The organism is Actinomadura meyerae, from assembly GCF_900188445.1.
GTDB classification, from domain to species: Bacteria; Actinomycetota; Actinomycetes; order Streptosporangiales; family Streptosporangiaceae; genus Spirillospora; species Spirillospora meyerae.
The window spans coordinates 171436-197284 of the sequence record NZ_FZOR01000005.1 but is presented as its reverse complement, the minus strand read 5'-3'; the positions used below and the strand labels follow the sequence as shown (position 1 = coordinate 197284).

24 protein-coding genes are annotated in these 25849 nt (G+C 73.3%); 9 read left to right on the top strand and 15 right to left on the bottom strand.

Annotated elements, in window-relative coordinates:
* Positions 1 to 79 precede the first annotated feature (79 nt).
* The 3 genes from CHF16_RS07880 to CHF16_RS07870 all read left to right on the top strand — a co-directional run bounded on the left by CHF16_RS07880 (position 80) and on the right by CHF16_RS07870 (position 3090).
* Complete coding sequence (locus tag CHF16_RS07880) at positions 80 to 595, top strand: Lrp/AsnC family transcriptional regulator (RefSeq protein ID WP_089325248.1); 516 nt, start codon at positions 80 to 82, stop codon at positions 593 to 595.
* A 54-nt stretch (positions 596 to 649) separates the two neighbouring features.
* A complete protein-coding gene (locus CHF16_RS07875; RefSeq protein ID WP_245868283.1) occupies positions 650 to 1453 on the top strand; it encodes an SAM-dependent methyltransferase in 804 nt (267 codons plus the stop codon).
* Positions 1454 to 1545: 92 nt separating this feature from the next.
* Complete coding sequence (locus CHF16_RS07870; RefSeq protein WP_089325247.1) at positions 1546 to 3090, top strand: class I adenylate-forming enzyme family protein; 1545 nt, start codon at positions 1546 to 1548, stop codon at positions 3088 to 3090.
* A 12-nt stretch (positions 3091 to 3102) separates the two neighbouring features.
* On the opposite strand, the gene CHF16_RS07865 is transcribed toward CHF16_RS07870, so the two are convergent.
* From CHF16_RS07865 to CHF16_RS07850, 4 genes are all read right to left on the bottom strand, one after another.
* On the bottom strand, positions 3103 to 3438 hold the full coding sequence (locus CHF16_RS07865; protein ID WP_089325246.1) for a YnfA family protein: 336 nt from the start codon (positions 3436 to 3438) through the stop codon (positions 3103 to 3105).
* Between the two features lie 75 nt (positions 3439 to 3513).
* Positions 3514 to 4221, bottom strand: coding sequence for a MerR family transcriptional regulator (locus tag CHF16_RS07860; RefSeq protein WP_089325245.1), 708 nt, complete (start codon positions 4219 to 4221; stop codon positions 3514 to 3516).
* Positions 4222 to 4312: 91 nt separating this feature from the next.
* Positions 4313 to 5020, bottom strand: coding sequence for a trimeric intracellular cation channel family protein (locus CHF16_RS07855; RefSeq protein ID WP_089325244.1), 708 nt, complete (start codon positions 5018 to 5020; stop codon positions 4313 to 4315).
* Positions 5021 to 5072: 52 nt separating this feature from the next.
* Positions 5073 to 5690, bottom strand: a complete 618-nt coding sequence (locus tag CHF16_RS07850) for a TetR/AcrR family transcriptional regulator (RefSeq protein ID WP_089325243.1) — start codon at positions 5688 to 5690, stop codon at positions 5073 to 5075.
* A gap of 86 nt (positions 5691 to 5776) precedes the next feature.
* On the opposite strand from CHF16_RS07850, the gene CHF16_RS07845 reads away from it, so the two are divergent.
* Together CHF16_RS07845 and CHF16_RS07840 are read left to right on the top strand one after the other, a co-directional pair.
* Positions 5777 to 6667 carry an oxygenase MpaB family protein gene (locus CHF16_RS07845; RefSeq protein ID WP_089325242.1) on the top strand — a complete coding sequence of 297 codons (891 nt, stop codon included), beginning with the start codon at positions 5777 to 5779 and terminating at the stop codon, positions 6665 to 6667.
* Between the two features lie 109 nt (positions 6668 to 6776).
* Positions 6777 to 8336: a class I adenylate-forming enzyme family protein gene (locus tag CHF16_RS07840; protein ID WP_089325241.1), complete on the top strand. Its 1560-nt coding sequence runs from the start codon at positions 6777 to 6779 to the stop codon at positions 8334 to 8336.
* Here the strand turns inward: CHF16_RS07840 and CHF16_RS07835 are convergent.
* Complete coding sequence (locus CHF16_RS07835; protein ID WP_143227909.1) at positions 8333 to 8758, bottom strand: DUF3592 domain-containing protein; 426 nt, start codon at positions 8756 to 8758, stop codon at positions 8333 to 8335. The two genes, CHF16_RS07840 and CHF16_RS07835, sit on opposite strands and share 4 nt — an antisense overlap.
* A 100-nt stretch (positions 8759 to 8858) precedes the next feature.
* Positions 8859 to 10166, bottom strand: coding sequence for an FAD-binding oxidoreductase (locus tag CHF16_RS07830; RefSeq protein WP_089325239.1), 1308 nt, complete (start codon positions 10164 to 10166; stop codon positions 8859 to 8861).
* A gap of 114 nt (positions 10167 to 10280) precedes the next feature.
* Between CHF16_RS07830 and CHF16_RS07825 the strand changes: the two genes are divergently transcribed.
* Positions 10281 to 13517: an ATP-binding protein gene (locus tag CHF16_RS07825; protein WP_089325238.1), complete on the top strand. Its 3237-nt coding sequence runs from the start codon at positions 10281 to 10283 to the stop codon at positions 13515 to 13517.
* Positions 13518 to 13607: 90 nt separating this feature from the next.
* Here the strand turns inward: CHF16_RS07825 and CHF16_RS07820 are convergent, their stop codons facing one another.
* The 8 genes from CHF16_RS07820 to CHF16_RS07785 all read right to left on the bottom strand — a co-directional run bounded on the left by CHF16_RS07820 (position 13608) and on the right by CHF16_RS07785 (position 22946).
* Positions 13608 to 14396 carry a formylglycine-generating enzyme family protein gene (locus CHF16_RS07820; protein ID WP_218826586.1) on the bottom strand — a complete coding sequence of 263 codons (789 nt, stop codon included), beginning with the start codon at positions 14394 to 14396 and terminating at the stop codon, positions 13608 to 13610.
* Between the two features lie 223 nt (positions 14397 to 14619).
* Positions 14620 to 16974, bottom strand: a complete 2355-nt coding sequence (locus CHF16_RS07815; protein ID WP_245868282.1) for a family 20 glycosylhydrolase — start codon at positions 16972 to 16974, stop codon at positions 14620 to 14622.
* Positions 16975 to 17076: 102 nt separating this feature from the next.
* Positions 17077 to 18069: an aliphatic sulfonate ABC transporter substrate-binding protein gene (locus CHF16_RS07810; protein ID WP_089325235.1), complete on the bottom strand. Its 993-nt coding sequence runs from the start codon at positions 18067 to 18069 to the stop codon at positions 17077 to 17079.
* Positions 18066 to 18848 (bottom strand): ABC transporter ATP-binding protein, encoded by a 783-nt coding sequence (locus tag CHF16_RS07805; protein ID WP_089325234.1) that lies wholly within the window; start codon positions 18846 to 18848, stop codon positions 18066 to 18068. The genes CHF16_RS07810 and CHF16_RS07805 overlap by 4 nt, the downstream gene beginning before the upstream one ends.
* Positions 18845 to 19666, bottom strand: coding sequence for an ABC transporter permease (locus CHF16_RS07800; protein ID WP_089325233.1), 822 nt, complete (start codon positions 19664 to 19666; stop codon positions 18845 to 18847). The genes CHF16_RS07805 and CHF16_RS07800 overlap by 4 nt, the downstream gene beginning before the upstream one ends.
* Positions 19666 to 21135, bottom strand: a complete 1470-nt coding sequence (locus tag CHF16_RS07795; protein ID WP_089325232.1) for a sulfatase family protein — start codon at positions 21133 to 21135, stop codon at positions 19666 to 19668. The genes CHF16_RS07800 and CHF16_RS07795 overlap by 1 nt, the downstream gene beginning before the upstream one ends.
* 76 nt (positions 21136 to 21211) lie before the next feature.
* Positions 21212 to 22378 (bottom strand): ROK family transcriptional regulator, encoded by a 1167-nt coding sequence (locus tag CHF16_RS07790; RefSeq protein WP_089325351.1) that lies wholly within the window; start codon positions 22376 to 22378, stop codon positions 21212 to 21214.
* A gap of 208 nt (positions 22379 to 22586) precedes the next feature.
* Positions 22587 to 22946 carry a hypothetical protein gene (locus CHF16_RS07785; protein WP_089325231.1) on the bottom strand — a complete coding sequence of 120 codons (360 nt, stop codon included), beginning with the start codon at positions 22944 to 22946 and terminating at the stop codon, positions 22587 to 22589.
* Between the two features lie 295 nt (positions 22947 to 23241).
* Here CHF16_RS07785 and CHF16_RS07780 point away from each other — a divergent pair, with 295 nt between their 5' ends.
* The 3 genes from CHF16_RS07780 (at position 23242) to CHF16_RS07770 (ending at position 24991) form a co-directional block, all read left to right on the top strand.
* On the top strand, positions 23242 to 23490 hold the full coding sequence (locus CHF16_RS07780) for a winged helix-turn-helix domain-containing protein (protein ID WP_089325230.1): 249 nt from the start codon (positions 23242 to 23244) through the stop codon (positions 23488 to 23490).
* A gap of 92 nt (positions 23491 to 23582) precedes the next feature.
* A complete protein-coding gene (locus CHF16_RS07775; RefSeq protein ID WP_218826574.1) occupies positions 23583 to 23828 on the top strand; it encodes a GntR family transcriptional regulator in 246 nt (81 codons plus the stop codon).
* A gap of 104 nt (positions 23829 to 23932) precedes the next feature.
* Positions 23933 to 24991, top strand: coding sequence for a winged helix DNA-binding domain-containing protein (locus tag CHF16_RS07770; RefSeq protein ID WP_089325228.1), 1059 nt, complete (start codon positions 23933 to 23935; stop codon positions 24989 to 24991).
* A 6-nt stretch (positions 24992 to 24997) separates the two neighbouring features.
* Here CHF16_RS07770 and CHF16_RS07765 read toward each other — a convergent pair whose 3' ends face one another.
* Entirely contained in the window at positions 24998 to 25786 is a 789-nt protein-coding gene (locus CHF16_RS07765) for a hypothetical protein (RefSeq protein WP_089325227.1), read from the bottom strand.
* Between the last annotated feature and the right edge of the window lie 63 nt (positions 25787 to 25849).

Here is a 25849-nt window from a genome sequence, read left to right as displayed (position 1 = left end):
TAGGAATATGAACCAGGTCGGCCATAGGTCTCAATAGGCGGCCCAAATCCAGGACATTCGGCCAAACAGTGGAGTTCACATGGACCAACTGTCTTCCGAGGCGGCATCCGGCCCGGGGCAGACCGGACATTCGGCGGCGGCGCTCGACGAGCTCGACCAGGCGATCATCCGGGAGCTGCGCGCGGACGGCCGGATGTCGATGCGGGCCCTCGCCGAGCGGGTCAGCGTCTCCCGCTCCAACGCCTACACGCGGGTGGAGCGGCTCGTCGCCGACGGCGTCATCACCGGCTTCACCGCGCGGGTCGACCCGGTCCGGGCGGGGCTGGGCACGGCGGCCTACGTCCTGGTCAACATCGAGCAGAACTCCTGGCGGAAGGTCTCGGACCGGCTGCGCGACGTGCCGCACATCGAGCACATGGCGTTCGTCGGCGGCGACGTCGACCTGGTCATGCTAGTCCGCACCCCCGACAACGCCTCGCTGCGCGACGTCGTCCTCGCCCGCATCCACGCCGTGGAGGGGGTCCGCTCCACCCGCACCTGGCTGATCTTCGACGAGACCCCGCCGGAACCCGCGGGGCGCGGGGACCGTTCATGATCGCGTAATCTGGTGGCAGCCGCGGGCCGGCGCCCGCGGCCGTGAGGAGAACTGGTGGCAGGTCAGCGCCCGCAGGTGAGCGGTTTCGACCCGAATGTCCCGAACATCGCGCGGATGTACGACTATTACCTCGGCGGTAAGGACAACTACGCCGCCGACCGGGCCGCCGCCGACGAGGCGATCGCCGCCGATCCGACCCTGCTGACCCTGCTCCGGGAGAACCGGGCCTTCCTCGGCCGCGCCGTCCGGTACCTGGCCGAGCGGGGCATCGACCAGTTCCTCGACATCGGCACCGGGCTGCCGACGCAGCAGAACGTCCACCAGATCGCGCAGTCGGTCAACCCCGCCGCCCGCGTCGCCTACGTCGACTACGACGGGCAGGTCGTCGCGCACGGCCGGGCGATCCTCGCCGACTCGCCCGGCACGCGGATGATCCAGGCCGACGCCCGCGACCCGCGGCAGATCCTGGAGAACGACGAGATCCGGCGGCTGCTCGACTTCGGCAAGCCGATCGCGCTGCTGCTCGTCGCGACCCTGCACTTCGTCCCGGACGAGGACGACCCGCAGGGCATCATGGCGCAGCTCCGCGACGCGCTCCCCCCCGGCAGCCATCTCGCGCTGACCCACGCCTCCGCCGACGGCGTCCCGGACGTGGTCGCCAAGGTCGTCGAGGTCTACAAGCGGACGTCCGCGCCCGGCACGCCCCGCACCAAGGAGCAGGTGGCGGGCCTGTTCGGCGACTTCGAGCTCCTCGACCCGGGCATCGTCTGGGCGCCGCTCTGGCGCCCGGAACGGTCCATCAGCCTGGAAGAGGCCCTGCCCATCTGGTTCTATGCGGGGGTAGGCCGCAAATTGTGAGGGTGTAGGCCGAAAGCTCCCAGTACGTGATCGTTGATGACGGGACGGCATCGGGCGCGCCGGAGGCGGCGCGCCGAAGGGGAGGCGGCAGCATGCGGGCGAGCACGGTCGGGGTCGCGCTGGAAGAGGCGGCGGCGCGGGGCAGGGCGTTCCTGCACGACGGCGACGGCACGGTCACCTATGCCGGGTTCGACGAGCTGACCGACCGGGTCGCGGCCGGGCTGCTGGCCCGCGGCGTCCGGCGCGGCGACCGGATCGGCCTCCTCGGCCTCAACACCCCGCAGTGGCTGGCCGTGTTCTTCGGCGCGGCGCGGATCGGCGCCGTCATCGTCCCGCTCAACGTCCGCTACCGGGACCAGGAGCTGTCCTACATGCTCGGCCAGAGCGGCGCGCGCATGGTCGTCAGCGAGCCCGAGGTCCCCGGCTTCGACTTCGCGAAGTTCTTCGCGGAGTTCCGGTCGCGGGTGCCCGGCGTCACCGACTACGTCTTCTTCGGCGCGGAGTTCGACGAGCTGGCCGCGGCGCCCGCCGACCCGGCCGCGCTGGCGGAGGCGCGCGCGGCGGTCGAGCCGTCCGACCCGCTGATGATCCTCTACACGTCCGGCACGACCGGGCGGCCCAAGGGCGCGGTGATCACGCACGGGAGCATCCTGGCGTCGGCGCGCGCGCAGGCCGAGCACTTCGCGATGACCGACACCGACGTGCTCCTCGGGCACCTCCCGTTCAACCACGTCGGCGGCATCACCTGCACCATCATGGCCGCCCTCGTCAGCGGCGGATCGGTGGCGCTGCTGCCCGCCTTCTCCCCGGACGGCGCGCTCCGCGCCATCGAGCGCCACCGGGTCACGTTCCTCGGCGCCGTCCCGACCATGTACGTGCTGATGCTCGGGCGGCCCGACTTCGCCGACCACGACGTCTCGTCCGTCCGGCTGTGCATGGCGGGCGGGTCGAACGTGGAGCCGGCGCTCGCCGAGTCGATCCGCCGCGGCTTTCCCGGCGCGCCCCTCTACGGCCTGTACGGCCTGTCGGAGACCTCCGGCGCGTGCGTGCTGTCCCGGCTGGACGACGGCCCCGAGACCGTCGCCCGCACCCTCGGCGTGGTCATCGGCGACTTCGAGGGCCGCGTCACCGGCCCGGACGGCGCCGTCCTCCCGGCGGGCGAGGCCGGGGAGCTCCAGATCCGCGGCGGCTGCGTGACCGCCGGCTACTGGGACATGCCGGACGAGACCGCCGAGGTGTTCCTGCCGGACGGCTGGCTCGCCACCGGCGACATGGTCGAGATGGAGCCGGACGGGCACCTCGTGCTGCGCGGCCGCAAGAAGGAGATGTACATCCAGGGCGGCTTCAACGTGTACCCGGTCGAGATCGAGAACGTGCTCACCGCGCACCCGAAGGTCGCGATGGCCGCCGGGATCGGCGTCCCCGACCCGGTGCTCGGCGAGGTCGGCCGGTTCTACGTCGTCCCGAGCCCCGGCGCCGAGCCGCCCACCGAGGAGGAGCTCGCCGCGCACTGCCGCGAGCACCTCGCCGACTACAAGGTGCCCCGGCAGTTCGCCATCACCGCCGAGGTCCCGCTGACCCCCGTCGGCAAGATCCACAAGGCGCAGCTGAAGGCCGAGTACCTCGGCGGTTCGTAGGCGGCGCGGGGATCAGTCGCCGCGCGGGGCGTACATGATGACCGCCATACCGGCCAGGCAGACGAGGGCGCCGGCGATGTCGTAGCGGTCCGGGCGGTAGCCGTCCGCGACCGCGCCCCACAGGATCGACCCGGCGACGAAGACCCCGCCGTAGGCGGCGAGGACGCGGCCGAAGTGGGCGTCGGGCTGGAAGGTGGCGGCGAAGCCGTACAGGCCGAGCGCGACGACGCCCGCGCCGATCCAGGCCCAGCCCCGGTGCTCGCGCCAGCCCTGCCAGACCAGCCACGCGCCCCCGATCTCCAGGACGGCGGCCAGGACGAACAGCGCGATCGAGCGGGCGACGAGCACGCGTCCTCCAGAGCGGGCGTCGAGCAGCGGACGTCGGGTGGCGGGTGCCAGGCCGCGGATGCCAGGCTGCGGATGTCAGGCGAACAGGTCGGTGAGCAGGTCCGCGGCGTCCGCCGGGGCCCGTACCTCCAGCTCGATCATCTCGTCTCCGAAGCGGAGCCGGAAATCGAGGAACGGGCAGCAGCGCCGCTCCGCCGCCGCCAGCTCCGCGACGGCGGCGGACCGGTCGGCGGGCAGCGCCAGCCGGAGGCCGCCGGGGAACTCCGTCCGCACGGCTCCCTCGGTGACCGACCGCCAGGCGGCCACGCGGTCGGCCATGCCCTCGCCGGTCAGCGAGCAGGCGATCGGCTGCTCGGCGGGCGCGTCCGCGGCCCGGTGCCCGTCCGGGAAGCCGCATTCGCCGTCGCACGGGACCTGCCGGTCGGGCAGCGCGTCCAGGTCGCGGAGCACGCGGTGCAGCGAGTCGGTGAACGCGGAGAGTTCGCCGAGCCGCCGCTCCGCCTCGGCCAGGCGGGCGGCGACGCGCGGGCGCAGGTCGGCCTTCACGTCCGCGCAGGCACCGTCCTCCCACACCGCGAGCAGCTCGCCGATCTCCTCCAGGGGGAGGCCGAGGTGCTTGGCGGAGCCGATGAACGCCAGGCGCGTGACCGCGTCCTCCCCGTACATCCGGTAGCCGGCCGGGCTGCGGCCGGCGGTCAGCAGCCCCGCGTCCTCGTAGAACCGCAGCGTCGTCGCGGGGACGCCGCTGCGCTCGGCCAGCTGGGAGATCCGCATCGTCGTCATGCTTCGACGCTAAACGTTCGACCCGTCTCGAAGGTCAAGCCGCCTGCCGCGCCGCACAGTGACCTTCACCTGGACGTTCACCGCGCGGCCGTCAGGGCCGCTTCCCGCGTCGCGTGCCGCGCCGCCGCCTCCCGCGGACGCTCCGCAGCGCGGTGGACGGCTCCAGCGCCAGCCCGCCGGGGAGCTGCCATCCCCGGCGGTGGGCGACCATGCGGAAGGCCAGCCCCAGCGGTATCCCGACGATGATCCCGATCGTCGGCGCGTCCAGGTAGGAGCAGAGGGTGTAGATGGCGGCGACCGCAACGGCCACGGTCGCGTAGAGCGCGTTGCCGCCGAGCACGCTCGGTACCCGGCCGCGCAGCAGGTCGCGGACCGCGCCGCCCCCGACGGCGGTGATGGTGCCGAGCAGCACCGCGGGCAGCCAGCCGAGCCCGGCGGCGAGGGTCTTCTGCGCGCCGGCCACCGCCCAGAAGCTGATGACGGCCGCGTCCAGCGGGGTGAAGAGCCGGTCCCACTGCTCCTCGCTCAGGCTGATCAGGAACGCGAGGAACGCGCCCGCGAACGCGGTCGGCAGGTAGGCGGCGTCCGTCAGGGCCACCGGGGTGCCGTGCTGGAGCAGCGTGTCGCGGATGATGCCGCCGCCGAGCCCGGAGATGGTGCCGACGACGAGGTAGCCGAACAGGTCGAGGCCCTCGGCGCGCGCGACGACGCCGCCCAGCAGCCCGCACGCGAGCACCCCGGCCAGGTCGAGGTAGCGCGTGACGGTGTTGAGCGTCTCCGGAGACAGCCACTCGTCCATCTGCCCCACCCCATCATGGACGTGCCCGGAGCGGCGCCGGGCGCCGCGCGGGTCAGCCGCGGATGTAGCCGATGACGAGTTCGGCCAGCTCGTCCACCATCCGCTCGTGCGGGATGGGCGGCCGGTCCAGGACGTACTTGATGGACAGCAGCCCGGCGGTCTCGGTGATGATCCACAGCGTCGCGTCGATGTCGAGGTCCGGGCGGAACTCGGCCCGGTTGAGCAGCAGGTAGACGCGGACGAGATCGGTCAGCCGCCGCTGCAGCGCCGCGAGCTTGTCGAACGGGCCGAGCCGGGGCACCTGCTCGACGATGATCCGCAGCAGGTCGGCGTTCTCCTCGAACAGCCGGATCTGGACGTCCAGCAGCGCCCGCCCCGCCTCCTCCCACGGCAGGTTCATCGTGGTCTCGATCTCGGCGCCGAGCCGGTCGGCGAGGTGGTCGGCGAACCGGTCCAGGACGGCGATGACGATCGCGTCCTTGTTCGGGAAGTACTGGTACAGCGACCCGTTGCCGATGCCGGCGGCCTTGGCGATCCGGTTGGTGGACGCGCCGTCGTACCCGCGCTCGGACAGAACGCGAGTGGCGGCCTCCAGGATGCGTTCCACGGTGCGGCGCGAGCGGTCCTGCGAGGGGATCCTGCGGGGCGAGAGCCCAGGTGAGGAGGCCATCTGCCGGTCCTGTCGAAACGCGACTTGTAAGCGACTGCTTATTCGCGTTCAACTTACAGGAGTCGCTCTGTCAGGAGGTAGCGCAGATGACGGTGACCGATGGGACGCCCGCGAGCCCGCCCGCCGAGCCGTTCGGGCCGGGGTCGCTGCTGTGGGAGCAGATGGGGCTCTACACGTCGGCGATCGCGGGCAACAGCGTGTTCATCCTGCAGGTGATGCATCCGGCGATCGGGACCGTCGTCGACCGGCGGTCGAGCTTCCGCACCGACCCGCTCGGCCGGGCGGCGCGCAGCTTCGCCTCGGTGCAGACCTGGGTGTACGGCGGCCGCACCGCCATCGAGGAGGGCCGGCGGCTGCGCGAGATGCACAAGACGCTCAGCGCGGTCGACGAGGACGGGCGGCGGCACCACGCGCTGTCGGCCGAGCCCTGGGCCTGGGTGCACCTCACCGGCTTCTACGCCGCCGTCACCGCGTCCGAGTACTTCGCGCCCGCGCCGATGACGCCCGAGGAGGAGCAGCAGATCTTCGACGAGTTCCTCCAGCTCGGCCGCATCCTGCGGGTACCGGAGCGGATGCTCCCGGCGAGCATCCCCGAGTACTGGGAGTACTTCGACGACATGGTGGCGAACACCCTCGTCCCGCACAAGGTGGCGTACGAGGTGCTCGCGCAGATGGGCCAGGTGCCGCCGAACGTGCCGCGGGCGCTGCGCCCGGCGCTGGCGCCGCTGAGCGACGCCGGCGGGCGGCTCGGCCGGCTGATCACGATCGGCACCCTGCCGGAGGCGGCGCGCGAGAAGCTCGGCGTCTCCTGGACCGCGGCGGACGAGCGGCGGCTGCGGCTCGCCGCGCGGGTCATCGGGCGGAGCACGCCGCTGCTGCCGGAGCGCCTCCGGTACATGCCGATCGCCTACCGCGCCCGGCAGGCGGCCCGTGCCCAGGAGCGGCTGGAGCGGGCCCTCGCGCACCGGCCGATGTGAGCGCAGGATGTAAGCGGACGATCTACGCTCGCCAGGAAGCGCCAGAGAGGTAAGCCGCCCCCCGCCCCACGTGACACGTCCGGACCCGGCGACCAGGAGGCCGATCACCGTGACCGCACCCGTCCAGGACCCGCTCGCCCAGCTCGCCGCCGCCACCCCGACCAAGACCGCGGTCATCGAGGACGACCGGCACCTCACCTACGCCGAGTACAACGCGCTCGTGAACCGGTACGCCAACCTGCTGGTCGAGCACGGCGTCCGGGCGGGCACCAAGGTCGTGTGGTGCGGCCGCAACAGCACCGAGGTCGTCGCGCTGATCGCGGCGCTGCGCAAGTGCCTGGCCGTCGGCGTCCCGCTGAACTACCGGCTCAGCCCGGAGGAGACGACCTACGTCATCGAGAACGCCGACGCCGCGCTGGTGCTGTTCGACGCCGAGCAGGCGGGCCAGTTGGAGCAGGCGGCGGGCCGGGTCGCGGGCGTCCGCGCCTGGCTGGCGTGGAGCCGCGCGGGCGGGGACGTGCCGGGGTGGGCGTCCTCGCTCGACGCGCTGGCCGCCGCGAGCCCGGACACCGAGCCGGAGCCGCTCGGCGAGGACCCGGCCGCCGGGTCCTCGATGTTCTACACCTCCGGGACGACCGGCAAGCCGAAGGGCGTGGTGCGGGGCGTGATCGACCAGGCCCTCGTGCTCGGGCTGGTCACCGAGATCGGCTTCCAGCCCGGTGACGTCTACCTCACGACCGGGCCGCTCTACCACTCCGGCCCGCAGAGCTTCATGCTGATCGTCCAGCTCATGGGCGGGACGGTGGTCGTGATGCGCGACTTCGACCCGCGGCGGTGGCTGGAGCTCGTGGAGCGGCACCGGGTGACGACGACGTTCTCGGCGCCGACGCCGATCCGCCGGGTGGTGGACCTGCCGCCGGAGGAGATCCGCGCCCGCGACCTGTCCTCGCTGCGCCGGACGATCGCCAACGCGGCGCCGTGGCCGTTCGAGCTGAAGCGCCGCTACATCGAGCTGATCGGCGACGGATCGCTGTTCGAGGTGTACGGGTCCACCGAGCTCGGGGTCGACACGATCCTGCGGCCCGAGGACCAGCTCCGCAAGCCCGGAAGCTGCGGCCGGGCCGCCCCCGGCGTCGAGATCGCGCTCTTCGACGCCGACCGGCGGCCCGTGGAGGAGCCGCACGTCCCCGGCGACCTGTACGTGCGCGGCATCGCGACCTTCGACGCCTACTACAAGGCCGAGGGGAAGTACCAGGACGCGCGCCACGGCGACTGGCTGACGGTCGGCGACATCGCCTACCGCGACGAGGAGGGCTTCTACTACATCTGCGACCGCCGCACCGACATGATCATCTCGGGTGGGGTGAACATCTACCCGGCGGAGATCGAGGCGGTGCTGACCGCGCATCCGGCGGTGGCGGACGCGGCCGTGTTCGGCATCCCGTCCGACGAGTGGGGCGAGTCGGTGCACGCCGCGATCGTCGTCGCGCCCGGCGCCGGGGTCGAGGACGAGGACCTGCGCGCGTTCTGCCGCGAGCACCTCGCCTCCTACAAGGTGCCGCGCGGCTTCGACCGGATCGACGAGATCCCCCGCAACCCGTCCGGGAAGACGCTGAAGCGCCGCCTCCGCGACCCGTACTGGGAGAACCGCGACACCAAGATCGGCTAACCGGCGGGCCTTCCGCGCGTCCGGTACGCGGCGGCGCCGAGGACGGCCGCCGCGGCCGCGAACGAGAGCACCACGACCGGCGCCGACCCGAGCCGCTGGTACCGCTGCGCCCGCTCGGGGTCGCCGGGGTCGTAGAGGATCTCGATCCGCTCGCCCTTCGCGACGTCCTCGGCGTGCCGCTCGTCCATGACGGTGAGGACGTCGCGGCCCTCGCGGGTCGTGTAACGGATGCCGAGGAACTTCGGGTACTCGTGCGCGTGGACGGACACCACCCGCGCGGTCGTCCTGTGCTTGCCCCACTGGTCGAGGGCGGCGGCTGCCGAGCCGCCGCCCCACGTCACCGCGATCAGCCCCAGCACCACGGCACCGAACGCGAAGCCCACATGAACGCCGCGCCGGAGCCGCGGACCCTTCCTCAGCACACCGGTCCTCAGCACACCGGTTCGACGCGGCGCGGCGATCATGTGTTCCGTGCCTGCGGGGGATCGGCGTGATCCGTCCGGTCGCGGCGCCGGGCCGGCGTCAGCCGAGGACGGGGACGTTGCTGCGGAACGTCCCGCGCGGGTCGCGGACCCGCTTGAGGGTGCGGAGCCGCTCCAGCACCGGGCCGCTGAACGCGGCGGCGGCGCGCTCTCCCGGAGCCAGGAAGGTGAACGGCTTGCGTCCCGTGACGTACGGGGCGAGCGCACCCGCGATCTCCCCCTGCCGTTCGCGGGCGTCGGCGCCGCCGTCCGCGCCGGGGATGCCGAACATGTAGAGGGCGAACGGCTCGTCCAGGTGCCCGGCGGGCGTGCCGGACGGGCGGGCGAGCGCCCCGCCGAGGTGCCGGACCTGGACGCTGAGGAGCGGGGCGATGGGCCGCCTCAGCAGGGCGGCGGCGGCCTCGTCGTCCAGGCCGGTGAGGAGTTCGGCGCGGGACAGGCCGGGGCCGGGGTCGGTGGGCTCGGCGGTGATGGAGCCGAGCGCCGCCGGCGGCAGCGCGGCGCGGGTGTCGGCGAGGTGCCCGGGGATCTTCTCCAGCGGCCGCAGCAGGGCCTCGGCGTCGCCTTCCGGGCCGAGGTAGGTCGCGTCGACCGCGACCATCGGGTCCGCGCCGGGGAAGTGCAGGAGTTCGTACCAGGTGGTCAGCTCGTCCGGTGCGGTCGCGGTGATGTCGCGGAAGGCGTCCAGGACGGCGGCGGCGTGCTCTCCGGACCAGAGCATCCGGCCGCCGTACAGGTACGGCGCCGGGTGCAGGTCGAACTCGATCGCGGTGACGATCGCGAAGTCGCCGCCCCCGCCGCGTAGCGCCCAGAACAGGTCGGGGTCGTCGTCGGCGGTGACGCGGGCCCGCTCCCCGGCGGCGTCCACGACGTCGAAGGCGCGGACGGACGCGGCGGCGAAGCCGTGCTTGCGGCCGAACCAGCTGAGGCCGCCGCCGAGGGTGAAGCCGGTGACGGTGACGACCGGGCTGCTCCCGGCCAGGCCGGTCAGGCCGTGCGGGCTCGCCGCCTCCAGGACGCGGCCCCACGGGACGCCCGCTCCGGCGCGCGCGATCCGGCGGGCGGGGTCGATGTGCAGCTCGTCCAGGCGGGCGGTGCGCAGCAGGATCACCTCGCCGGTGTTGCCGGTGGCGCCGTGGCCGCTCGGCTGGGTCGCGATGGTCAGCCCGGCCTGCCGGGCGTACCGGACCAGGGCGGCGACGTCGTCGGCGTCCGCGGCCTCGACCACGGCCCGGACGGGCTGCTCGATCGCGAGGTTCCAGGGGCTCCGCGCCTGCTCGAACCCGCGCTCGCCCGCCGCCGTCACCGTGCCGCTCACCACGGCCCGCAGTTCGTCCCCGATGCTCATGTCTCTTCCTTCCGTCGGTTCGATGCCTTCACCTTCGCGTCCGGGGGTTGGGATCGAGCTGGGGTCGGATTGAGGTGCCGTAATGTGAGCTTTCAGGCTGTTGGGGGAGGGCCTGTGGGGGTGCTGGAGATCCGGCTGTTCGGCCCGTTCGAGGTGGCCGACGGTGAACGCGGCGTGCTGGACCCGGGGACGCGCAAGCAGCGCGCCCTGCTGGCGATGCTCGCGCTCGAACCCGGCCGGGTGGTGCCGCTGGACCGGCTGGTCGACGAGCTGTGGGCCGGGGATCCGCCCGCCGGGGCGACGCCCACCCTGCGCGCCTACATCGCGCACCTGCGGAAGGTGCTGGAGCCTGACCGGCCGCCGCGCACCCCGCCCCGCGTCCTGCTCACCCGCGAGCCGGGCTACCTGCTCGCCGTCCCGCCCGAGCAGGTCGATCTGTGGCGGTTCACCGCCCTGGCGGACGAGGGGCGGGCGGCCCTGGCGCGCGGCGCGCACCGGGAGGCCGTCGAGACCCTGGACCGGGCCTTCGAGCTGTGGCGCGGCGATCCGGTGGGCGAGTTCGCGGATCGGGACTTCGCGCAGCCCGCCGTGGCGCGGCTGGCGGAGGTGCGCGCCGCCGCGCTGGAGGACCGCTTCGACGCCCGCCTCGCGCTCGGCGAGGCCGCCTCCCTGGTCCCGGGGCTGGAGGCGCTCGTCGAGGACGGGCCGTACCGGGAGCGGGCCTGGTCGCTGCTCGTCCTGGCGCTCTACCGGGCCGGGCGGCAGGCCGACGCGCTCGCCGCGCTGCGCCGCGTCCGGGCGCGGCTGGCCGACGACCTCGGCCTCACCCCCGGCCCCGAGCTGCGGGAACTGGAGCGGGCCGTGTTCGACCAGGCGCCCGGGCTGCGCCGTCCCGCGCCGCCGCCCGCCGCGGCCGTCGCGGTGGAGGCGGCGGGCGAGGACGCGCTCGTCGCCCGGTCCGCGCAGGTGGAGCGCATCGCGGCGGCGCTGGACGAGGCGGAGCGCGGCCGGGGCGGCGCCGTCCTGATCGGCGGCGAGGCCGGGATCGGCAAGACCCGGCTCGCCCGCGCCGCCGCCGACCTGGCCGAGGCGCGCGGCTTCCGCGTCGCCTGGGGCCGCTGCGTGGACGGCACCGCACCGGCGTTCTGGCCGTGGACGCAGATCCTCCGCGACGCCGGGGCGGGCGCGGGGACGCTCTCCGCCCCGGAGCCCGGCCACGATCCCGGTGACGCGCTGTTCGGGCTGTACGAACGGGTCGTGGACGCCCTGACCGGCGGAGACGCGCCGCGTGTGATCGTCCTGGACGACCTGCACTGGGCGGACGCGTCCTCGCTGCGGCTGCTCGGCTTCGTGGCCGAGGCGGCGGCGCGGCACCGGCTGCTCGTCCTCGTCACGTGCCGTCCGGAACCCGGCGACCACCCCGGCGACCTCCGCGACGCGCTGGCGGTGCTGGCGCGGTCCGGGGAGCGGCTGGAGCTGCCCCCGTTCACCGCCGGGGACGTGGCGTCCTACCTGCGCGCCCGGAACATCGCCGAGGAGCCGGGGCTGGTCGCGGCGCTCCACGGCAGGACGGGCGGCAACCCCTTCTACCTGGCGGAGGTCCTGCGGCTGCGCGGCGGCGGGGGCGACCTGGCGGCGGTGCCGGCCGGGGTCGGGATCGTGATCGAGCGGCGCGCCGCCCGGCTGCCCGCGGAGACCCGCGCGATGCTCGGGGCCGCCGCCGTCGCGGGCCGGGACGCCGGCGTCGCCCTGCTGGAGGCCGTGGCCGACGCGACGGCCGCCGAGGTCATGGCGGCGCTGGAGCCGGCCGTGGCGGCGGGGCTGCTGGTCGAGCCGCCGTCCGGGCCCGACTACCGGTTCTCGCACGCGCTCGTCCAGGAGGCGCTCTACGCCGGGCTCGACCGGCTGGAACGGTCCCGGCTGCACCTGCGGGCCGGGGAGGCGCTGGAGCCCGTCCTGCCGGACGCCGAGGCGGCGACCCTGGCGCACCACTTCGTGCAGGCGCGCGCGCTGGGCGGTGCGGACAAGGCGGTGAAGTACGCCTCTCGCGCGGCCAGGCACGCGTCCGGCCAGCTCGCCTACACCGAGGCCGCCGACTTCTGGGCGATGGCGCTGCAAGCCCTCCCTCATGGACGAGACGACGAGCGCGCGCGGCTGCTCACCGAACTGGGGCAGGCGCTGCGCAGCGCCGGGAGGCCGGAGGACGCCCGCCGCCCCTGGGAGCAGGCGATCGGCCTCGCCCGCAAGACCGGCGACCGGGACACGCTCATCGCGGCCGTGACGGCGATCGGCGGGCCGTCCCTGTGGAACTGGCGCCCCTACGGAGTCGTCGACGCCGCCATGGTCACCGCCATCGAGGACCTCCTCGACGGCCCGCTCCCCGACGCCGCCCGCGCCGAACTGCTGGGCGCGCTCGCCCTGGAACTGCACTACGGCCCGCGCAGCGCCGAAGGCGAGCGGCACGCCGCCGCGGCCGTCGCGATCGCCCGCGAGACCGGCGAGGCGCCCCTGCTGGCCCGCGCGATGAACAACTACCTGCTCGCCGCGTTCCGCCCCGGCCGCAACGCCGCGCGCCGCGCGGTGGCCGCCGAGCTGGCGGAGCTGCCCGGCCTGCCCGCGAGCGGCGAGGTGCTCGCGCGGGTCTTCCTGATGTCCTGCCTGCTGCGCGACGGCGACCTGCCCGGCTGGGACCGGGAGCTGGCCCGCTGCGAGGCGCTGCTGAGCGCGGCCCCGCGCCCCCAGCTGGAGTCGATGGTCCGCATCGCGCAGACCGCGCGCAGCACCCTCGACGCGCGCTGGGACGAGGCCGAGGACCTGCTCGCCCGGTACGGCGAGATGCGGTTCGGCTCGACGGTCTGGGGCGCCGCCTTCCGCCGCCTCGTCACCACGTTCACCTGCCGCCGCGCCCAGGGCCGCGTCCCAGAGATCCTGGACGAGCTGGTGACCGCCGCCGACGGGCCGCAGCTCGTCCCGCTGCGGCCCGTCGCCGTCCTGGCGGCCGTGGAGGCGGACCGTCCCGCCCTGGCCCGCGAGCTGATCGGCCGGTGGGGGACGGACGTCCCCGACGACTGGGTGGCCGACTTCCTCCTCCCGGTCTGGGGCCTGGTCGCCGCCCGCCTCGGCACCCCCGACCCCCAAGACCTCTACGAGCGCCTCACCCCGTACGCCGATCAGTTCGTCGTCGCGGGGATGGGCACGTGCTGCTGGGGGTCGACCCGGCTCGTCCTGGCGGAACTGGCCCGGACCCTCGGCGACGAGGACGCCGCCCGTGCGCACGCACGCGCGGCCCAGGAGGTGCACCGGCGCCTCGGCCTCACCTACTGGGAGTCGCAGAGCGACGCCTACCTCTAAGGCATACCTTGGGATGGCTGCTGTCCCCGGCGGCCCGCGGCGCCGTCGAGGCGGCCGCGCGGGGCGTCCGGATCCGCTGAAGCGGGCTCGTCAGGCGTCGGCGGCGCAGCGGAAGCCGGTGTTGCCCGTGCTGGAGTCGGGGGTGTTGCCCGTCCGGGCGGCGACGCGGTAGCGGTTGCAGTACGAGTCGTGGCAGAGGTACGAGCCGCCGCGCATCGCGCGCGCGTCACCGGACGAGGTGAACGGGTCGGCGCACCATTCCCAGACGTTGCCGACGGTGTTGTAGAGCCCGTAGGCGTTCGGCTCGTAGGAGTCGACCGCGACGGGCCCGGGGCGTCCGTCGTGCTGGTCGGGGAAGGCGCCCCGCCAGATGTTGCACCGGATCTCGCCGTCCGGGTCGAGTTCGTCGCCCCACGGATAGGTGGCCTGGTCGAGGCCGCCGCGCGCGGCGTACTCCCATTCGGCCTCGGTCGGCAGGCGCTTCCCGGCCCAGGCCGCGTACGCCGCCGCGTCGTTCCAGGAGACGTGGACGACGGGATGCGCGGGACGGTCGCCGACATCGCTGCCGGGCCCCTCGGGACGGTTCCACGCGGCGCCCTCGACGGCGCGCCACCACGGCGTCCCGGCCGGTGACGGGGCCGCGTCCGCCGCCTCCCGGCTCAGCAGGCCCTTGAACACGTAGGACCAGCCGAAGTGCTCGGCCTCCGTCCGGTATCCGGTGTCGTCGACGAACCTGGCGAACTCGGCGTTGGTGACGGTGTGCGGGTCGATCCGGAACGGGTCGACGCGGACCTCCCGGACGGGCCCCTCCCCGTCGAAGGGGTTGGCGTCGCCGTCATCGTTGCCCATCCGGAAGGTGCCGCCCGGGAGGGCGATCATCCGCGTGAGCGCCGGGGCGGACGGGCGCGGGACGGCGAGCCGTGGCAGCGCCACGGCGCCCCGCGCGGCCTCGGGAGAGGCGGCACGGGACGCGGCGCAGCAGGCCGGGATGTCGTTCGAGGTCATGGGTTCCAGGTGTGGCGTGCGCGGGGACGGGCCGGGCGACGGTCCCCGTCCCCGCGCACTGGTCTAGGAGACGGTCGGGTTCAGGAGACGGGCAGGTCTAGGAGACGGTCAGGGTCAGCGGCGCTTCCACGGGCGCCTGGCCGGACGACGGCCGGATCGTGAGGGTCGCGGTGTAGGTGCCGGACGCGGTGAACGTCCGGTTGGAGACGGCCGTGAACGCGGCGTTGCCCCGCATGTCGGGGATGCTGGCGGAGCGGGACGTCGTGAGCGTGACGTTCTCCTCGACCCCGTCGCTCCACCGGACGGTGCCGGTGAGCGTCCCGGCGGCGGGCGCGGTGGCCGTCCAGGTCGCACCGGACGGCGTGCCCGCCGGGACGGTCCGGTCGGCGCCGAGCGCGGCCACGGGCCACGGCACGTCGGCGGTCGGGAAGAAGTTGACGCCCTGGAGCGTCAGCCGCCCGCCGACCGCGGCGAGCCGCCCGGTGAAGTCGGTGTAGTCGCGCTTGGCCTGAGGGGTCCACCCGACCTCGGCGGTCGCGATGAGGCGCGGGTAGCTCCAGTACTGCGCCTGCGGGAGCCGCCTGATCCACTCGCCCCACAGCGCCGACTCGACGCCGAGCACGCTCTGCTCGGAGATGCCGGGGATGTAGGTGCCGGGGTCCCAGCCGTAGTGGCGGTCGAGGCCGCACGGCCCGCCGCACGCCCAGGTGCCGCCCTGCGGCTGCCGCGAGTCCTGCTTCTGCGGGACGTAGGTGTTGCCCGCCGGGGAGAGGATCACCTTGGCGCCCCGCGAGTTGACCGCGCCGGCCACGGCGTTGCGGTCGCCGTTCCAGAACTGGACCACCGCGTTGTTCTGCGGCAGCGAGGTCCCGGCGGTCTCGTTCCAGCCGACGACCGTCTTGCCGAGCGCGTTCACCTGGCCGGTGAAGGCGTCCACCATCGTCGTGTAGTCGGCGTGGCTCGTGCTGTGCGACTCGTCCCCGCCGATGTGCAGGTATGGGCCGGGCGTCAGCTCCGCGATCTGGGTGAGGACCTGCTTCGTGAACTCGTACGTCACCGGGTTGGCGGCGTCGAAGGACGAGTACCCGACGTTCGGGGTGCCGTTCGCCGGGACGGTCGTCTCGCCGGGCTCCAGCGCGGGCTTGGACCCGGCGCTGTTGAGCTGCGGGATCGCGTGCAGCGCCGCGTTGGTGTGGCCCGGCATGTCGATCTCGGGCACGACGGTCATGCCGCTCGCCCCCGCGTACCGGACGATCTCCCGGTAGTCGGCCTTGGTGTAGAAGCCGGTCAGGCCGAGCTCGGTGCCCATGAGCTGCCCGGCGTCGTTGTAGGTCATCGCGGTGCGGCCGGACACCGAGGTCAGCTTCGAATACTCGATCCCGGACGGGTTGTCCGCCGGCTCATCGAGGGCGATCCGCCAGCCCTGGTCGTCGCTGAGGTGCAGGTGCAGCCGATTGATCTTGAACTGGGCGGCGGTGTCGATGTACTTCTTGACCTCGTCCACCGGGTAGAAGCTGCGGGCGACGTCCAGCATCATGCCGCGGTGCGCGAACCGCGGGTAGTCGGTGATCTCGACCTGCGGCACCGTCCAGTCCGCGCGGACCCGCGCGGGCGACTCGACCCACTGCGGGAAGAGCTGCCGGAGGGTCTGGACGCCGTTGAGCGCGCCGTTCGCGGTGGACGCCTCGATGGTGGCGCCCGCCGGGTTCGTCTTGAGCGCGTAGCCCTCCGGCCGCCCGGCCGGGCCGAGCCCGGAGCCGACCCTGACGACGATCTGCCCGGTGCCCCGCCGCGCCGTCACGACGGGCAGCGCGTAGCCGGTGGACGGCCGCAGCACCTTCGCCAGGTAGTCGGCGGGCGCCTTCGCGCCGGAGCCGATCGCGGCGATGGACGCGGACGCGCCGAGCCGGTAGCCGGGCCCGCCGGCCTCGGCGACGGACACGGGCTTCGGCACGAGCCCGAGCGAGCGCGGGGCGGGGCGGTCCCAGATCTGGAACTCCGAGATCGAGTAGCCGTAGGACGCCCAGCGCCGGTAGCCCTGCATCCGGACGAACTTCGCGGTCGCCCCGACCTCGATCGTGTCGGTGCGGGGGCAGGTGTCGTGCTGCGACCGGGTCACGGTCGTCCAGGAGGCACCGTCCGCGGACGTCTGGAGCGCGAAGTCGCGGGCGCACGCGTTCGGCCACACGAGGGTGACGTGGTCGATGTTCGCCGCCGCGGGCAGCTCGACCTGCACCCAGTTGTCGTCCTCGTACTTCGACGACCACCGGGTGCCGGTGTCGCCGTCGTTGACGAGGGACGCGGCGAACGAGTCCCGGTCGAGTTCGACGCTGGACGCGGTCGCCGTCCCGGCGAGCGCCAGGTTGACGGGGTCGGCGGCCGGCGCCTCGGCCGAGGCCGGGGCGGCCGCGGCGAGCGGGTAGGTGAGGGTGAACGCGAGGGCGGCGGCCATGGCGGCCGCCGTGGCCCGCTTACGGGGTCTGGGGGGACGGGGCATGGGGGTGTTGCCTCCTCATCGGCGGCCCGGCCGGCGCGGCGCCGGCCGGGGACCGGGTCACTTCCCGGCGGCGGCGTTCGTGTAGAGGTCGGCGGTGTAGTAGGTCGCGGGGTCGGGGGAGGACGGCAGCTTGCCCATCGCGACGAAGATGTCCGACAGGCCCTTGAACCAGCCGTTCACCGTGCCGTCGCCCGAGTACTTGGCCAGCTCGGCGGAGGTGAACGTCTTGGTCACGGCGGACGAGCCCTTGAACTGGGCGGGCGGCACCTTGAGGAACTTGGCGGCGGTCTCCTCAGCCTCGGCCGTGTGCCCGTTCACCCAGTCGTTGGCCTCCTGGAGCACCCGCACGACCTTGCGGCTGGTCTCCGGGTCGGCCTTCACGATCTCGTTGCGGGCGACGAACGAGCTCGGGAACGACATGGCCGGGAAGAAGTCGGCGTTCTTCGACAGCTCGACCAGGTCCGGGGTGCGCTTCTTGATGGTGTCGATCAGCGGGTACCAGATCGCGGCGGCGTCCACCTTGCCGGACGAGAACGCGGTGACCACGGTGCTCGGGTCCATCGGCACGCGCTCGACGTCCTTCGGCGCCATCCCCGCCTTCTTCAGCGCGAGCTGGAGCAGCATGTCGCCGGACGTCCCCTCGGGCACCGCGACCTTCTTGCCGCGCAGCCCGGCGATGTCCGTGACGCCCGACTTCGGGGTGGCGATGATCCGGTCGGCCTCGCCGAGCATGTTCACCGCGATGATCTTGGCCTTGCCGGACGCGGGGAGCCAGGTCGCGCCGGGGCCGATGTAGCCGAAGTCGAGGTCGCCGGCGCCGAGCGCCTGGATCTGCAGCGGGCCGTTGGTGAAGACCTTGGTGTCCGGCTTCAGCCCGGCCTTCTTCCACAGGCCGAGCTTGTCGGCGGCGGCGAGCGCCGCCGCGCCGGCGAAGTCGGCGGTGTAGCCGAACTTGACGGTCTTCGCGCCGTCGCCGCCGTCGTCCCCGCCGCACGCGGCGGCGAGCGGCACCAGCAGCAGCGACACGGCCAGCAGTCGCAGTGATCTCATCGGGTGGTCCCTTCGGGGGTCGGGGCGGGGGGCTGGGGCTGGTGGTAGACGGCCTTCCAGACCTCGCGGCGGAGCTCGTCGAACTCCGGCGACAGCCGGATCTCCTCGGTGCGGGGGTAGGGCAGGTCGACGTCGATGACCCGGTGCACGCGGCCGGGCCGGGCGGCCATGACGATGACCCGTCCGGCCAGGTAGACGGCCTCGTCCACGTCGTGGGTGATGAACATGACGGTGCGGCGCTCGCGGGTCCAGGTGTCGAGCAGGCCGTCCTGGAGCTGGACGCGGGTGAGCGCGTCGAGCGCGCCGAACGGCTCGTCCATCAGCAGCACCGACGGGTTCACCGCGTAGGCGCGGGCGATCGCGCAGCGCTGCTTCATCCCGCCGGACAGCGTCTTCGGCAGCGCGTCGGCGAAGTCGGCGAGCCCGACGAGGTCCAGGTAGTGCTCGGCGGTGGCGCGGCGCTCCCTCTTCGGCACCCCCGCGATCTTCAGCCCGAACTCGACGTTCTTGCGGGTGCTCATCCAGGGGAACAGCGCGTACTGCTGGAAGATCACGCCGCGTTCGGGGCCGGGGCCGGTGACCCGCCGGCCGTCCACCTCGACGGTGCCCGCGCCCGGTTCGAGCAGTCCGGCGGCGAGGTTGAGCAGGGTGCTCTTGCCGCAGCCGGACGGCCCGACGACCGTCACGAACTCGCCGTCGGCGATGTCGAGCGAGACGCGGTCGAGCGCGGTGAACGCCTCGAACCGGTGCGTGACGTCGCGGAAAGAGATCTTGGTCATCGGCGCTCCTGCCATCCGGTGAGCCGCCGCTCGGCGAGGAGCAGCAGGCGGTCCATCACGAGCCCGACGAGCCCGATCACGATCAGCGACACGAAGATGGTGGGCAGCTCGTAGTAGAGCTGCGCCTGCTGCATCCGGTAGCCGAGCCCGCCCTGCGCGGCGATCAGCTCGGCCGCCACGACCGTCGCCCAGGAGGCGCCGAGCCCGATCCGCATGCCGACGAGGATGAACGGGGTCGAGGCCGGCACCACGACGTCGGTGAACAGCGTCCGGTCCCGGGCGCCGAGCACCCGCGCCGCGTTGATCAGCGTCTTGTCGACCGAGATGACGCCCTGGTAGGTCGACACGACCGAGGACAGGAACGAGGCCAGGAAGATCACGAAGATCTTCGGGGTCTCGTCGATGCCCATCAGCACGACCGCCAGCGGGATGATCGCCAGCGGCGGGATCATCCGGAAGAACTGGAGCCACGGCTCGAACAGGCCGCGCACCACCGGGTACCAGCCCATCGCGAATCCGACGGGGATCGCGAGCAGGACGCCCAGCACGAACCCGATCAGCACCCGGCGGAGGCTGGCGAACAGGTCGCTGAACAGCGTCCCCTGCTCGATCAGCTCCCCGGCGCGCTCGATGACCGACACCGGGCCGGGGAACCCGTCGATGCCGCTCCTGGACAGCCCGATCCACACGCCGATGCCGAGGACGGCGGACGCGGCGGTCAGCGCGGCGGTGCGCACCCGCGCCCTGCGGGCCTTCGCCTTGGCGGTCTCCGGCGCCTTCACCTCGGCGGGCGCCTTCGCCTTCTCCACGGCGGCCATCACGCGACCTCGTCCGCGACGCCGTCGACGTCGGGCGCGCGGCCCGTGCCGATGTCGGCCATGTAGCTCATCCAGGTGTAGGCGGGGTCGCCCCGGCGCACCAGCTCCCGGTACAGCCGGACGGTCATGTCGCGGCGCACGTCCGCGTACGCGGGCGCCGTGTAGACGTTCCGCAGCTCGTGCGGGTCGGTCTCCAGGTCGTACAGCTCGTGGACGCTCTCGGGGTTGAACACGAACTTGTACCGGCGGTCCCGGATCATGCGCTGCGAGTACGGGAAGTGGTGGCCGTGGAACTCGGCGACCACCTCGGGGCGCGGGTCGTCCTCGCCGTTGATGAGCGGCAGCACGCTGCGGCCGTCGCACGGCTCGCCGGTGGGCAGCCCGGCCAGGTCGAGGATCGTCGCGTGCAGGTCGATGAGCGTGGCGAACTCGTCGACCGTCCGGACCGGGGCGCCCGGCACCCGGATGATCCCGGGGATCCGGTAGATGTCCTCGTACATCGCCGGGCCCTTGTCGTTCAGCCGGTGCGACCCGGTGAACTCGCCGTGGTCGGCGGTGAACACGACCGCGGTGTCGTCCCAGAGGCCGTGCTCGCGGAGCCGGTCGAGGATCCGCCCGGCCTGCTCGTCGATCATCGTGACGTAGCCCCAGTAGACGGCGATGAGCTTGCGCCAGGCGTCGGCGTCGAAGTGGTCGGCCGACCAGTACTCGGCGTAGCGGCGCTGGACGTCGGGCTTGCCGTCGAAGGTCTCGGCCATCGACGCGGGCAGCGGGACGTCCGCCGGGTCGTACAGGTCGTAGTAGGCGTCGGGCAGCAGGTAGGGCAGGTGCGGGCCGTACCAGCTGCACGTCAGGACGAACGGCTTGTCCGCGGCGGCGTACCGGTCGATCAGCTCGATCGTCCGGTCCGCGAGGAACGACTCGATGGTCGCCTCGACCGGCTGCTCCAGCCGCCCGGCGATCAGGTGGCCGCGCCCGGAGTCGTTGGGCGCCTTGCCGAAGACCGCGTCGCGGACCTTGAACGGCGGGTGCCCGTTCTCCTTGAGCCACGCCTGGTAGGACGGGTGGTGGAACGGGTTCAGCGCGCCCGGCAGGTGCTCGCCGTCCAGGCCGTAGTACTCGGGGCCGCGCTCGCGCCCGATGTGCCACTTGCCGACGTGGCCGACGCTGTAGCCCGCGTCGAGGAGCGGCCGGACGAAGTTCGGGAAGTCGTCGTCCACCTCGTCCTTGGCGCCGCCGTTGCGCTCGGGGTTGACGAGCAGGCCGTGCCGGAACGGGTGCGTGCCGGTGAACAGGGAGGCGCGGGCCGGGGTGCAGATCGCGGTCGGCGTGTAGAACCGGTCGAACCTGGTGCCCTCGGCCGCCACCCCGTCCAGCGCCGGGGTGCTGACGACGGGGTTGCCGTAGCAGCCCAGCGTGTCGACCCGGTGCTGGTCGGTCATGAGGATCAGGACGTTGCGAGAGGACACGACGCTCCGTTCATTAATTCCCAAGGGTTTACAGAAATGGGCGCTATCTTGCCGTCGACGATCTTCGCTGCCGGTCCTACATGTCCGCGGCCGCCGGGTCGGGGGTCCGGTGGTCCTGGTCCCGGAGCACCAGGGCGATCGCGCCCATCGCCGAGGCGGCGGGCCCGAGGTCGGCCGGGACGATGTCGAGGGTCCGCCGCGTGCCGGGCAGGGCGTACTCGCCGATCGCCGTCCTGATCGGGTCGAGGACGAGGCCGCCGAGCTGCGCGAGGTCGCCGCCGACGACGACGCGTTCGGGGTCGAGCTGGGCGACCGAGCCGGCGAGGACCCGGCCGAGCGTCCGGGCCGCGTCCACCACGACCCCGGTCACCGCGGGCGTCCGCGCCTGCGCCTCCTCCAGCAGGTCGTCGGTGCCGGTCAGCCGCACGCCCCGCGCGGCCGCCGCCCGCAGCAGCGCGGGCACGCCGATCAGCTCCTCCAGGCAGCCGCGCCCGCCGCAGTGGCAGCGCGGCCCCGCCGGGTCGACCGACACGTGCCCCAGCTCGCCGGACGCGCCGTGCGCGCCGCGCAGCAGCCGCCCGCCGGAGATGAAGCCGCCGCCGACGCCGACCGACCACCGCACGTACACGACGTCCTCGGCCGAGCGCGCCGCGCCCCACGTCTGCTCGGCGAGCGCCGCCAGCCGGGCGTTGTTGTCGGCCTCGACACGGGTCTCGAACGCCGCCGCCAGCCGCTCCGCCGCGCGGAACCGCCGGTTGGAGGCGTCCATCGCGCCGACCAGCCCGACGCCGACCGCCTCCAGGGCGCGCAGGTCGATGTGGCGGTCCTCGCACACCTTGCGGACGAGCGCCACGGCCAGATCGGCCTGCTCGGCCTCGCCGGCGTCGGAGGCCGAGTCGTCCACGGCGGTCGCGATGACCTGCCGGGCGACATTGGCGATCGCCACCCGGATGCGGCGGCGGCCGAGGTCGACGCCGATCAGCAGGCCCGCGTCCGGGTTCAGCGACACCCGCGTCGCGGGCCGCCCGCGCCCCCGCGGCCGTCCGTCGTCTGCGGCCCCGGACTCGATCACCGCGCCCCGCGCCATCAGCTCGGAGATGATCGCGAACAGGGTGGTGCGCGACAGGCCGGTCCGCGCGGTGAGCTGCGTGCGGCTCATCGGCCCCTCGCTGCGCAGCGCGGCGAGCACGACCTCCTCATGGGTCTGCCGGAGCCGCTGCAGCGCGTCCGCCCGTCGTTCCATGTCCGGCAGCATGGACGACACCGGAGATTAATGTCAATGCTCCGGAAAAATAAATCTGATGGTCAGCGCCTACAGAGGGCCGCAGGCAGAGCCCGCTCCACGGCCGCCCGCCCCCGCCCATGCTGACGCTGAACCGAGCACCCCTCACTCCCGAAGGGGATGCCGCGCCGGGACGCCCTGAGCGGAGCCGTCCCGGCGCGGGCGCGGGTCATAGGGCCCGGATGAAGGTGCCGCCCTGCTGGAACGCGCCGGCCAGGATCTGGCCGACCTCGTCGAGCTTCCTGCGGACCTTGGCGACGCCGATGGCGCCGCCGGACATGCCGGTCGTCGCGGGGCCGAGGTCGACGACGAGGGTGCCGTCCTGCTGCTGGACGAGCATCACGCGGTACTTGTAGTGCGTCGCGAACGCCCCGAGGAGCAGCGCCTTGGTGCGGCTGCCCTTCTCGATGATGGCCTGCGCCGGGTCCTCCCAGGTGAAGCGGAAGCCATCGGCCTGCAGGGCCTGCTCGACGACGGGGCGCACCTGGTCGAGCGTGCCGTTCACGTGGAGCTTGACGGAAGTGGACATGGTTCTCCTTGCATGAGGGGGAGGGCGATACCCGGCCTGCCGATCACCGGCGACGAGATCGTCCGGTAACGGTGAGCAATTCGGTGATTTCATCCTTCGGTGGTCGTGATGCTCCCAGATCCACGGGGAACGCGCCCACAACAATGTGGGAAGAGCACTCCGCACCTGTCCGCACACGGCCACCTCACCAGGTGGCCCGATGCCTCCCCGGTAGGCCGGAGGCCGCGACGTGGCACCGGTTTGCATATGCGTGCACAGGTCGACATGAGCTCGGTGCCATGGGTACCGTCGATCTGTGAGCATCGATCTTGAAGGGGCCGATCCGCTCAAGGTCCAGGTGGCCGACGCGGTGGCCGCGCAGATCGCGTCCGGCGAGATCCAGGTCGGGCGCCGGATCCCCTCCGCGTCCCAACTCGCCGACATCTACGGCGTCAGCCAGCGAACGGCGGCCGAGGCGGTCCGCATCCTCAAGGAACGCGGTCTGGTGCGCGGTGTCCCCGGACGCGGCGTCTTCGTGCTGCGGACGCCCGACGACGGCGAATGATCCAGGTCTGACACCGATCGCCCAGAAGGTGCGCTGGCTCGTCAGGCAAGAACCGGCGCTCCATGCGTGTGTGCGTCGCTAGCGTTGCAGGCATGGTTGATCTGTCCGATCCGCGCCCGTTGCGGGAGCAGATCACGACCCTGATCCTGCGCCGCATCGCGGACGGCACCTATCCCGTCGGCTCCAAGATCCCCACCACGCGGCAGCTCGCCCAGGAGTGCGACGTGAGTGAGCGCACCGTCGCCGAGGCGGTCAAGACGCTTCGCGAGGACGGCGTCCTTCGCGGCATCGCGGGCCGGGGCGTCTACGTCCTCCGCAAGCCCGACGACGGCGAGTGAGCCGGGTCTGACACCGGTCTCTCCTCTGGGATAGCGGTCAGGAAGTGGCCGTTATGGGTGCCAGGGTGGATGGCGAGGCGTCCATCTTGGGAGGGGTTGCGGTAGTGACGGTTCTGGATGATCGGGCGCTCAATCGGGCCGCGCTCGCCCGGCAGATGTTGCTCGACCGCGCCGACGTGCCGGTGCTCGACGCCGTTGCCCGGCTGGGCGGGTTGCAGGCGCAGGAGCCGCAGGAGCCGTTCGTCGGGCTCTGGTCTCGGCTGCGCGGGTTCGACCCGGCGGAGCTGTCCGGCCTGCTGACCGGGCGCCGTGTGGTGCGCATGCCGCTCATGCGCCGCACCATCCACCTCGTCACCGCGGACGACGCCCTGGCCTGGCGGGCGCGCCACGACGCCATGCTGCGGCAGCGGGTGCTCGGGGTCTACCGGCGGGAACTCGACGGGGTGGACCTGGACGAGCTCGCGGCGGCGGGACGGGCCGTCATGGACGACGGGCAGCCACGGACCACGGCCGAGCTGGTCGAGGCGGTGGCCGACCGCTGGCCCGCGCCGGGGCGTCGGGCGCTGGGGGAGATGCTGGTCTCCGCGCTGCTGCCGACGATTCAGGCGCCGCCGCGCGGGCTCTGGCGCGCCAAGGGCGGTGTCCGCAATGTGCTGCTGTCCTGCTGGCTCGGGCGGGAGATGGACCCGCTGCCCGAGGACGAGGCCGACCCGGTCGGGCAGGTGCTGGTGCGGCGCTACCTGGCCGCGTTCGGGCCGGCGACCTCGTCCGACCTGCGGGCCTGGTGCGGTCTCGCGGGCCTGCCCGCCGCGGTCGCCGCGCTGCGGGACGAGCTGGTCGTCTTCCGCGACGAGCGGGGCCGCAAGCTGCTCGACCTCCCGGACGCCCCGCGCCCCGACCCCGACACCCCCGCCCCGGTGCGCTTCCTGCCGGCGTTCGACAACGCGATCCTCGGCTACCAGGACCGGAGCCGGATCATCGACGACGCCGACCGGGGCCTGTCGGTCGCCGGTGAGCGCGCAGTGCTGGTGGACGGACGCGTCGCCGGAACCTGGACCGTGAAGGAGGGCGCCGTGACCGTCACCGAGCTGCGGCCGCTGTCCAAGAGCGAGCGGCTCGCCGTGGACGAGGAGAAGGAGCGGCTGGAGTCGTTCCTTCGCTGAGCGGCGTCAATCGCTCAGGTCGAGAAGGCGGCCCCAGACCTCCTGGGCGGTGTCCTGGTAGGTCTTGGTCAGCGCGACCAGGCGCCGGTGCGGGTCCGGGTCGCAGAGCTCCTCGGGGAGCAGCGGGTCGTGCAGGATCGTCGCGATCGCGCGGCTGCCGAGCAGCAGGGACTCGCGGGCGAACTCCTCGGGGCTGAGGGTGTGCAGGCGGTCGCGGCTGCGGGTCAGCTCGTCGGCCGTGCGGCCGAGGGCCGCGGTGAGGGCCTCAGTGTCCCAGAGGCCGCGCAGCTCCAGGTCGGTGGCGGGGTCGAGCCCGTCGATCGCGAAGACGACGGCGCCGGGGGCCATGCCGGTGCCGGTGAGCGTCTCGCGCAGCCCCGCAACGCCGCCGCGGAGGTTGTCCGGACGGACGTGCAGCGCGCCGCGCCAGGCGTGGAAGCCGAGGAGCTCCAGGGCCCGGTCGTGGTGGCGGAGGGCGGCGCGGTCGGTGCGGGCGGTGGCGGAGTTCTCCACGGCGGCCCAGCGTCCCGTCCAGGGCACGCGGGTGGCGTCGCGGGCCGTCCAGTGCTCGACGTGCGGGTAGGTGCGCAGCCGCTCGGGGCGAGGCAGGTAGACGCCGCGCCCGGCGCGCTCCAGCACACCCTCCTCGTTCAGCCGCTTGGCCGCCATGCGGACGCTCGGCGCGCTCAGCCCGACGATCTCCCCGGCCCGGCACAGCGCCGAGATCGTGAACCGGGTGCGCGGACGGGCCGTGACCAAGTCCAGCAGCAGCTTGCGGGCGGTCGGCTCGAGCATTTGTAACACCTTATGGACTGGATCTGCCAACATGCGTTATAAGTGAGGCGTTCGTATCACTGT

What these genes read in the sequence shown, in the direction of transcription:
- CHF16_RS07810 (WP_089325235.1), bottom strand. Translation starts at nt 18,069, where the DNA reads ATGAGATCACTGCGACTGCTGGCCGTGTCGCTGCTGCTGGTGCCGCTC.
- CHF16_RS07860 (WP_089325245.1), bottom strand. Translation starts at nt 4,221, where the DNA reads ATGACGACGATGCGGATCTCCCAGCTGGCCGAGCGCAGCGGCGTCCCC.
- CHF16_RS07850 (WP_089325243.1), bottom strand. Translation starts at nt 5,690, where the DNA reads ATGGCCTCCTCACCTGGGCTCTCGCCCCGCAGGATCCCCTCGCAGGAC.
- CHF16_RS07845 (WP_089325242.1), top strand. Translation starts at nt 5,777, where the DNA reads ATGACGGTGACCGATGGGACGCCCGCGAGCCCGCCCGCCGAGCCGTTC.
- CHF16_RS07855 (WP_089325244.1), bottom strand. Translation starts at nt 5,020, where the DNA reads ATGGACGAGTGGCTGTCTCCGGAGACGCTCAACACCGTCACGCGCTAC.
- CHF16_RS07785 (WP_089325231.1), bottom strand. Translation starts at nt 22,946, where the DNA reads ATGTCCACTTCCGTCAAGCTCCACGTGAACGGCACGCTCGACCAGGTG.
- CHF16_RS07870 (WP_089325247.1), top strand. Translation starts at nt 1,546, where the DNA reads ATGCGGGCGAGCACGGTCGGGGTCGCGCTGGAAGAGGCGGCGGCGCGG.
- CHF16_RS07775 (WP_218826574.1), top strand. Translation starts at nt 23,583, where the DNA reads ATGGTTGATCTGTCCGATCCGCGCCCGTTGCGGGAGCAGATCACGACC.
- CHF16_RS07790 (WP_089325351.1), bottom strand. Translation starts at nt 22,378, where the DNA reads ATGGAACGACGGGCGGACGCGCTGCAGCGGCTCCGGCAGACCCATGAG.
- CHF16_RS07765 (WP_089325227.1), bottom strand. Translation starts at nt 25,786, where the DNA reads ATGCTCGAGCCGACCGCCCGCAAGCTGCTGCTGGACTTGGTCACGGCC.
- CHF16_RS07815 (WP_245868282.1), bottom strand. Translation starts at nt 16,974, where the DNA reads ATGGCCGCCGCCCTCGCGTTCACCCTCACCTACCCGCTCGCCGCGGCC.
- CHF16_RS07805 (WP_089325234.1), bottom strand. Translation starts at nt 18,848, where the DNA reads ATGACCAAGATCTCTTTCCGCGACGTCACGCACCGGTTCGAGGCGTTC.
- CHF16_RS07830 (WP_089325239.1), bottom strand. Translation starts at nt 10,166, where the DNA reads ATGAGCATCGGGGACGAACTGCGGGCCGTGGTGAGCGGCACGGTGACG.
- CHF16_RS07820 (WP_218826586.1), bottom strand. Translation starts at nt 14,396, where the DNA reads ATGATCGCCCTCCCGGGCGGCACCTTCCGGATGGGCAACGATGACGGC.
- CHF16_RS07800 (WP_089325233.1), bottom strand. Translation starts at nt 19,666, where the DNA reads ATGGCCGCCGTGGAGAAGGCGAAGGCGCCCGCCGAGGTGAAGGCGCCG.
- CHF16_RS07880 (WP_089325248.1), top strand. Translation starts at nt 80, where the DNA reads ATGGACCAACTGTCTTCCGAGGCGGCATCCGGCCCGGGGCAGACCGGA.